The sequence below is a fragment of the Streptomyces sp. NPDC055815 genome, from assembly GCF_053616475.1.
The window spans coordinates 25,840-34,177 of the sequence record NZ_JBSHDU010000089.1 but is presented as its reverse complement, the minus strand read 5'-3'; the positions used below and the strand labels follow the sequence as shown (position 1 = coordinate 34,177).

The 8,338-nt window shown below is 72.4% G+C and carries 8 protein-coding genes; all 8 read right to left on the bottom strand.

Annotated elements, in window-relative coordinates; translation table 11 throughout:
• Positions 1-84: 84 nt before the first annotated feature.
• Genes ACWGN5_RS35870 through ACWGN5_RS35835 form a run of 8 tightly spaced genes read right to left on the bottom strand, consistent with a single transcriptional unit; the run spans position 85 to position 8,305 of the window.
• Positions 85-3,531, bottom strand: coding sequence for a LysM peptidoglycan-binding domain-containing protein (locus ACWGN5_RS35870; protein WP_453522604.1), 3,447 nt, complete (start codon positions 3,529-3,531; stop codon positions 85-87).
• Positions 3,532-3,538: 7 nt separating this feature from the next.
• Positions 3,539-3,997 (bottom strand): pilus assembly protein TadG-related protein, encoded by a 459-nt coding sequence (locus ACWGN5_RS35865; RefSeq protein ID WP_453522603.1) that lies wholly within the window; start codon positions 3,995-3,997, stop codon positions 3,539-3,541.
• Positions 3,994-4,470 (bottom strand): TadE/TadG family type IV pilus assembly protein, encoded by a 477-nt coding sequence (locus ACWGN5_RS35860; protein WP_453522602.1) that lies wholly within the window; start codon positions 4,468-4,470, stop codon positions 3,994-3,996. The genes ACWGN5_RS35865 and ACWGN5_RS35860 overlap by 4 nt, the downstream gene beginning before the upstream one ends.
• The gene (locus tag ACWGN5_RS35855; RefSeq protein ID WP_453522601.1) at positions 4,470-4,886 is read right to left on the bottom strand and encodes a TadE family protein; all 417 of its coding nucleotides are present in this window, start codon (positions 4,884-4,886) and stop codon (positions 4,470-4,472) included. The genes ACWGN5_RS35860 and ACWGN5_RS35855 overlap by 1 nt, the downstream gene beginning before the upstream one ends.
• Before the next feature lie 23 nt (positions 4,887-4,909).
• Positions 4,910-5,152, bottom strand: a complete 243-nt coding sequence (locus tag ACWGN5_RS35850; RefSeq protein ID WP_453522600.1) for a hypothetical protein — start codon at positions 5,150-5,152, stop codon at positions 4,910-4,912.
• A gap of 53 nt (positions 5,153-5,205) precedes the next feature.
• On the bottom strand, positions 5,206-6,087 hold the full coding sequence (locus ACWGN5_RS35845; protein WP_453522599.1) for a type II secretion system F family protein: 882 nt from the start codon (positions 6,085-6,087) through the stop codon (positions 5,206-5,208).
• Positions 6,084-6,992: a type II secretion system F family protein gene (locus ACWGN5_RS35840; protein WP_453522598.1), complete on the bottom strand. Its 909-nt coding sequence runs from the start codon at positions 6,990-6,992 to the stop codon at positions 6,084-6,086. The genes ACWGN5_RS35845 and ACWGN5_RS35840 overlap by 4 nt, the downstream gene beginning before the upstream one ends.
• Positions 6,992-8,305, bottom strand: a complete 1,314-nt coding sequence (locus ACWGN5_RS35835) for a CpaF family protein (protein WP_453522597.1) — start codon at positions 8,303-8,305, stop codon at positions 6,992-6,994. Before ACWGN5_RS35835 ends, ACWGN5_RS35840 begins: the two co-directional genes overlap by 1 nt.
• Between the last annotated feature and the right edge of the window lie 33 nt (positions 8,306-8,338).

Below are 8,338 nucleotides of genomic sequence, written 5' to 3'. Positions count from 1 at the left end.
GTAGCTCGCACTACGGTCGGGGCCCTCGGGCGTTGCGCTCTACCTGCAGCGACGGGTTCTTCTGCTTCCGCTTCCCTCTTCAGTTCATGCGCTGCGTCTGACGATCTCCTCATAGATGCGCTCGGTCTCGGGCTCGGTGCTGACGTCGAGGCGCCGGTTGATGGTGAGGATGGTCTCGTACGCGGCGCGGACGCCGTAGTGGTTGCCGGCCTGGTTCTCGATGAGCATCCAGTCCTGGTAGAGAAGTTCGGCGCTGTCGTCGATGTCGAGGCCTTGGCGTACGGCGCGGCGGGCGGCGTCGAGGTCGGGGCGGGCTCCTTGGCGGTGCCAGGTGGCGAGGGTGTGGGCGGTGTCGGTGATGCGGACGAGCATCTCCTGGTAGCGGGCGGCGGCCCAGGCCGGAGGCGTGCCGCCGAAGGGAATGCCTCGTACCAGGGCGAGGGCGGATTCGAGGTCCGGGATGCCTGCGGAGGGGCCCCGGGTCAGGCCGCGTTCGGCGAGGCGGGTGAAGCGGTCCCAGTCGCTGCGGACCTTCGGAGAGAGCTTGTAGATGCCGGTGCGGTCGCGCGGGAGGTACAGGTTGCCGTCAGGGTCGGCGCCCAGACCGTTGCGCAGCTGGGAGATACGGGTCTGGAGCGTGGCGGTGCCCCAGGGCGAGCGGGGGTCCATCGCCTCGCGGACGGTGTCAGGCGGGCCGGGCTTGAAGTAGAGGTACGCGGCAAGCTGGGCGAGCTTGGGACCGTGGCCGGACGCCTGAATGCCGGTGACTCCAACCGGGCCGAGGACCTGGACCTCGGGGGCGTGCAGGTCAACAGCGTCGCCAGCCTCGTCCTCACCACTTCCCTGACCTGTCCCAGTGGGCGGCTCTGCCTGCTCAGGCGGCGCTACGGGTCCGGCCGACGGGGCGCTGCCAGCCTCCTCCGGTGAGGTGGCGCTCTGGCCCTGCCCTTCCTCCATACCAGTGCCGGACGCGTCGTCGGGTCCCGCCTGGTCGGCCCCGTTGCCCTGCTCTTCCCTCTCCTTCATCTCTTCCGCGCTGCCCTGTTCGGGGACAGCGGCAGGGGTGGGGAGCGGGGGAACGGGGGTGAGGGGGCGGGTGGCGGTGAAAGCGGCGAACGGGGTGGGTGGCAGGCCGGCCGGGCTCGTGTCGCCGTCGCCGGTGACGCTCACGGTGGCGGGCGGAACCAGGGTCCAGGGTTCCTCGGCGGGCTGCGCAGGTTGCTCGGCCTGGCGCAGCAGGTCTGCGAATGCCTCGTAGTCGGTTTCGGGCAGGGACTGGACGATCAGATCGGCGTCGAGGATGTCGACGTGCTGGGGGCGGGTGGTGCCGACGGCGAGGTGGATGGCGTCGTCGAAGGCGCCGAAGGCGCCGGCGGTTCCCTGGGCGGGAAGGACGAGCGCGACGGGCAGTTCACGGGCCGCGGTGAGGGTGTCGGCCAGGAGCTTGGCCTCGGTCTCCTCTATGTCGACGGCGCACACCAGGGTCCAGGGCATGCGGGGCGGGGCGTCGGCGCCGTCGGCCTGCTGGCGCTGCTCCAGGAGGAGTTCGGCGAGGTCGGTACGGGCGGCGGCAAGGTGGGGGACGGCGCGGAGGCGGTTCTGTGGGAGGAGGGTGGGGAGTTCGTCGCCGAGGCCGACGGTGATGATCTCGGCGTGGTCGCTCCAGGTGCTGGTGGCGGCTTCGAGGGCGAGGACGCGGGCGGTATCGCGTACGGCGGTCGGGGTGCCGTCGAGCAGGAGGACGCGGGAGACGTTCAGGTTGATCAGGAGGTGGTTGCCCTCGGGGTCGGTGCCGAGGGTGACCAGGCCGGGATAGGGGGCGGGAACGCCCGCCGCGCTGGCGGGGTCGAGGAGGTCCTGGGCGCGGTCCAGCACCCAGCGGCCCGGGGCGGCGAGGGTGAACGGCGCCAGGGCGGGGGCCTCCTCCGCCAGAAAGGGCAGGCCGTCGAGGTCATCGTCGTCGCGGCCGGGGGTGGGGTGCGGGTCGGTGGACAGGAGGAGTTCGACGCTGCGGGCCGTGATCCTGGCGCCCGTCGCGGCCGGGAGGGCGAGGCCCTGCTGGTCGGAATGGTGGGCGAGGGTGCGCAGAGCGAGGTCGAGGAGTTCGAGGCTGCCGGGGTCGGCGGCCGCGTGGAGGCTCTGCTCAGCGTCGTCGTTCTCGACGGGGGCGGGCAGCTGACCGGGCTTGCGGCGGCGTCGCTGGAGCATGCGCACGGTGCCGAGGCTGACGAGGAGGCTGCCGGCGGCGAGCATGCCGATCCCTGCCATCTCGGCAATCAGGCTGCTGTCGGCTTCCTCGGCCGCAGGTACTGCGGGCTCGGCCGAGGGGGAAGGGACTGCTGTTGGCGGGGCCGCGGTGTGGGTGTCCGGGCGGGCGGTGGGCGCGGCTGATGCGGGCTCTGCGGGGTCCGGGTTGGTAGTGCGGGTGGGTGTCTGGGTCGGGGCGGGAGTCTTGGTGTGGTCCGGAACGGCCGTGGGTGCGGTGGTCGGCGGGGTGGAGGCCGCCGGTGCAGGAGTGGTCTGGGGCGGCACAGGCGCGGTCGGATCGGGATTCGCTGGGGCCGGGGGCTTGTCGGCGGTCCGGGGCGGAGGAGGGGTCGCCTGGGCCGGCGGGGCGGTGGGGGCGGCGGTGTGCGGGATGGTCAGCTTCCAGCCGGTCCGGATGTCGTCGGGATCGGTCAAGCGGCCGCCGTCGGCCTGGGGCTTGTTCTTGTTCGCGTCGAAGATCTCGGTGTAGCGGTCGCCGTCGCCGAGCTGTTCTTCGGCGACCTGCCACAGGGTGTCGCCGCCGGCCACGGTGTAGGCGCCGGTCTGCTGCGCGGGAGCGGGGGGCGGTGTGGTGGTGGGGGCGTCGGGGAGGCGCAGGATCCAGCCGGGTCGGATGGGGGCGTCGGCGTGGAAGACGGTGCCGTCGGCCATCGCGCGGCCCTCGTTGGCGTCGGCGATCTTGGTGTACAGCTCGCCGTGCCCGTACAGCTGCTCGGCGATGGACCACAGGCTCTCGGCCGGCCTCACGGCGCGGACGGTGTAGGTCTGCTCTGCCGTCTTCTCGGTGACCGCGGAGGTCGGAGCGGAGTGGGCCTGGGGGGCCGTGGCGGCCGGTACGGCAGCCGCAGTGGCAGCGGGCGCGCTGGGGGCGGGGGCGGCCAGGGCAGGGGCTGCGGTGGCGAGGGTGCTGGAGGCGAACAGGACGAGGATGCCGCTGACGAGGGTGCTGGCGGCGCGCTGGGACAGGCGCAGGCCCGGCAGGCGGGGAGCGGTGCGGCCGCGGAGCTGGGCGGGGATCTCCACCAGGAGCGACGCCACGAACGTGGCCCAGGCGATCCAGCCGACAGCGACCAGGGCGAGGAGGAACGCGGCGCCGGTGTCGGTGCGGGTGAGCAGGTGGGTGAAGGCGTCGATGCCGGAGGCCCACAGGGCGGTGGTGGCCTTGGTGAGGATCCAGGGCAGGCCGGCAGTGACTGCGGCGAGGACGAGGACGGAGGCCAGGGCGCGGGGCAGGCGTCTGGCGAGGGAGCGGGGTGCGGGCATCGGCGGGTCAGTCCTTCGTGGGTCGGGTGATGCCGTGCAGGAGGGTGGCGGAGCTGGTGGCGGTCACGGTCCAGGTGTGGGGGACGAAGCGGCCGCGGTAGCTGCCGGTGGCGTGGACCTGGATGCGGCGTCCGCCGTCGGTGACGGTGACGCTGCCGCGGACGCCGGCGCGGGCGAGGTAGGCGCGGGCGGCGGCGGCCGCGGCGTTCGGGTCGGCGACAACGGCTTCGCCGGTGACGGCCTTGGCGGGGTCGATGGCCTGGGCTGCGGCGCGGGCGGCCTCGGTGGCGGCGGCGTCAGTGCGTTCGTGGGTGCGGCTGACCCCGAAGGCGTCCACAGCCAGGAGGCCACCCAGCAGGAGCAGGGGGACGGTGATGATGGCGACGAACGGCGAGATGCCGCCCCGGTCGTCGGCCCAGCGCGGGCGGTGGTGAGGGCGGGTGTGGGGATGGTGGGTGGTGGTCATCCGCGTCCCCTGTATGTGTCGACGACGGAGGTGAAGGAGGAGGTCATCGTCCGGACCCCGGGGCCGCCTCCGTACAGCAGGAGGTCGCCGATCGGGACGCGGCACGAGACGGTGACCGTGACGGTGGATGTCTCCCCCAGGGCGACGCCGAGTCCGCTGGTGGTGGCGCGGACGCTGGTGGAGGTGCAGGGCTGGTCCTCCTGGGCGAGGACATCGGCGGCTGCGGCCTGGGCGGCGGACTGCCCGGCGCCCGGTGTCCGTTCGAGGGAGGCTGCTCGGGCCGCGGCCTGGGCTGCGGCGTCCACGGTCTGTCCGGCCAGGGACAGACGGGCGCCGGCGATGACAAGCAGGGCGAGCGCGAGGAGCAGGGGGACGACGATGACCGCTTCGATCGCGACGTCGCCCCGGTCCCCCCGCGGCCGGCGGATCAGGCGCGTACGCAGGCCCGTGCGAAGCCCGTCTCGGCCCGCCATCAGTTGCTCCCAGCAGTGGTCCAGCGCTCGATGGGCCCGGACGCCGAGGAGCGGACGGTGATGCTCTTGAGTCCGGGGATCAGGGAGACTGCCTGGCCCTCGACGTGGATGCTCATGCGGTCGCGGGTGGTGCCGGCTGTGGAGACGTGGACGCCGGTGAGGAGGTTGCCGCCGAGGTCGGCGGCGGCCTTACGGGCCTTGGCGGCTCCGTCGCCGGGCTGCGCTTCGTACATGCGGCCTGCGGAGACGCCTTCGCGGGCGGCGGTGGCGACGGCGTTGTGGGCCCAGGCGATGGTGAACCCCTGCACGATGGCGAAGATGAGCAGGATGACGACCGGGAAGATGATCGCCACCTGGATGGGGGTGGATCCTCGGTCCCGGTCGTGGGCCTGCGGCCGGAGGCTGCGGAAGGGCATGGCGTCGTGTTCCTGGGTGGTTGTCAGCCGCCGAGGATGCCGGAGAGCTTGCCGTTCGCCCGGCCGTAGGCGGCGGCCAGTCCGCCGGCGATGAGGAGGGCGCCGGCGACGGCGGCCACGATGATGACGACGGTCGAGATCGGGCTGTCGCCCCGGTCGTCGGTGTCACCCTTCTTGATGTCCTGCCACAGGGTCTCCATGCGGGAGCGGAGTGCTCCGGCGGTGACGGTGAGCGCGGCCTGGGCGTAGAGGAGCGGGCTCTTCACGTTGGGTTCCTTCCGGGTTGGACGGCCCCGTAGGGCGGGGGGCTGTTGGTGGGTCAGATGGAGAAGATGTTGAGGACGGCCGGGAACGCCATGGCGATCATGGCGATGACGGCGAGCAGGGCTGCGGGGGTGTGGAGCTTTTCGCTGTCGGCGTTCGCGCGGGCCGCGTCGGCGGTCAGCAGCTCGTTGGTGAGGCCCTTGGCGCGGTTGCGGAGGGTGTCGTAGACGGAGGCGCCGTCGTCGGAGGACAGGCGCATGATGTCGGCGACGTCGGTCAGGACGGGCAGGTTGAGCTGGTTGCCCAGGTCGTCGAGCGCCGCCCAAGGGGAGGACTTCTCCGTGCGGGCGCGCAGGAGTGCTTCCTGGATGCGGGCGAAGGCCCAGCCTCGGCCGATGCGGGCGGCGTCTTCGAGGGCCTGGTCGGCGGCGACGTTGGACGCCATGCGGGTGGCGACCAGGTCCATCCAGGCGGCGGCCGCGTGCGCGAACTCCGTGCGTGCCTTCGTCGCTTCGGTCTTGACCGCCCAGTCGGGCACGAACCACAGCACGGGGGCGAGCAGGACGCCGGCGAGGCCGGGGATGAACAGTGGTACGGACAGGCCCATCAGGACCCAGCCGATCGCCGGGACGAGGGGGACGAGCAGCCCTAGCAGGGCGAGCGCGGCCTTGTTGGTGACGAACTGCTCCGGGCTCTGCGCGAGCAGGTCGAGGTCGGCCCGCGGGAGTCGGAGGCGTTCTGCGAGCCGACCTGCCCACGCGCCGCCAAGCGGCGACGCCGAAGGGGTTGCTGTCTGCTGTCCGGGGCGGGCGGGCGGCGGGTCGAGGCGGCGCAGGGCGGGTCCCAGGCGCGGCGCCGAGGGCAGCAGTTCACGGGCGAGGAGGGCGATGCCGCCGCCGAGGGTGGCGCCGCAGACGACGAGGACGGTCTGGCTCACGACTGCTCCCCTACCGGTTCGGGCTGCTTGACGCGGCTGCGCGGGTCGTTGATCAGGAAGCGCGGGACGGGGGTGTGGCTGGCGAGCTTGCGTGTCCACCACAGCACCGCGGCGAACGACGCTCCGAGCAGGGCGAGGACGAGCTGGCCGAGTGCGGTGGCGTAGGGGGCGGTGTAAGGGATGAGGAAGCCGACCAGGACCAGGGCGACGCAGATGAGGGTCATCGAGCGCATGGCGGTACGGGACTTGGCGCGGTCGGCCTCGATCTTGCGACGGGCGGCGACCTCCTCACGCAGCTGCGCTGCGGTGTCTTCGAGGACCTGGGCGAGGCCAGGGCCCGGGTCGACGGCGCAGAGCATGAGCGCGGCGCACGCCTTGTCGGCCGTGACGTCGTCGAGGCGGTCGGCGAAATCGCGCAGCGCGTCCACGGGAAGCCACCCGGCCTTGATCTTGTCAGCGAGCTCGGCGACCTCCTCCGCGAGTGCCGCCGGCGGGTTCTTCCGGCTGGTGACCAGAGCCTGCTCCAAGGCGAAGCCGAGCCGCAGGATCTCCGACAGCCGCTGCGTCCACTCCGCGAGCGCCTCCAGCTTCACGATCCGGGCCTTGCCGCCCGAACCCGCGTCCAGCAGCCAGGGCACCCCGACGACACCCGCGCCCAGGAGGAGGGCGGCGACGAACACGCCGGAGACGAACCACACCACGAGGAACGTGACGCCGGCCGCGGTGAGCAGAGCGCGGCGGCGGGCCGCCTCCCGCTGCCCGCCGGAGCCGCCGGTCCATGCCGTACGCAGGCGGAGTGCCCGGCCCGGGGTCTTGGGGGCGGTCGTGCCGATGGTGGCGATGATCGCGGCGAGGACGCCACCGGCGATGAGGACCCCGCACAGGGTCCACCACAAAGCTCCCATCACACTCCCCCCGTCCACGCGTGCGCGGCCGACTGGTCGAGAAGGTGGGTGGCGAACCCGGCGAGTTCGAGCTTCCGGCGGGAACGCGGGGAGAGCGGGGCGGCCGGTACGGCGCGCAGGTCGGCCTCGGAGGCGGGCCGGAAGATCTCGTTGTATGCGGGGCGGCCGTTCTCGCCGATGCCGGTGATCTCCCAGATGTGGGAGACCAGGCGGCGCGGGGCGGGCCCGGACTCGTCGACGGACATGAAGACGACGAAGTGCAGGCCATTGGCGATCTGCCGGTAGGCGAGCTGCTCGGAGAAGTTGCCGCGGGCCAGGAGGTAGAGCTCGGCGATGCGGTCGAAGACGACGTGCGGCTCGGAGGCGTGCATCGTGCACATGGAGCCGGGCCGGTCGCTGGTCAGGGCCTGCATCATCGCCGTGATCTCCGGGCCGCGGACCTCACCGACCACAACGCGCTTGAGCGACATGCGCTTGGCCCGGTACATCAGGTCGAGCAGCGTGATCTCGCCGACGGCGCGGCCGTCGACGCGTTCGCCGTTGGACTCGCGGGCCTCCATTGGGACGACCTGTGTGTGGTAGCCGTTCTGGTGGGCCCACAGTTCGAACTCGGTCTCCACGGTGCCGAACCGCTCGTGCTGCGGGATCTCCCGCAGCAGGGCCCGCATCAGGGTCGTCTTCCCTGACGACTGCTCGCCGACGACGATCACGTTGCGGCGCGCGCGGACGCACGCACGCAGCAGGGCGGCGATCGTGGTGTCCATGGCGCCCGCCGTGACGAGGTCGTCGAGGGTGGCGTTCTGCAGGCGGTGGCGGCGGATCGTGACGAACGTCCGCTCGCCGGTGATCTCCGGGTGCAGGGCCTGGAGCCGGGAGCCGTCCGGGAGGCGGATCGCCACATCGGGGCTGGCGGTGGAGAACGTACGGCCGGACAGTCCGCTGTTACGGATCAGGTCACGCACCAGCTCCTGGAGCTCCTCCTCGGACTCGGCAACCGGATCGGCCTCCACGGGCTCGCTGTCGCCGGAGTACTTGAGGAACACCCGGTCATGGCCGTTGATCCAGATGTCCTCGACCGCCGGATCGTCCAGATGCCGCTGGAGCCGGCCCGAGCGGAACAGCATGTCGAAGACCAGCGCGGCGAGCTGCTCCTCTTCGGCCGGGGTCACCCCCCGGGTCTGTCGGGCCGCATCGCCCCACACGGCGACGCGCTCACTGATCAAGGCGCGGGCCCGCTGCTCGCGCGTCTTGCCGACGAGGCCCGGGTTCAGCTTCGTCTCGGCCAGCAGGTGGTCATTGACCTGCCGCTTCATCTCCCCAGCAGCTTTTGCGTCCACGCGGACACG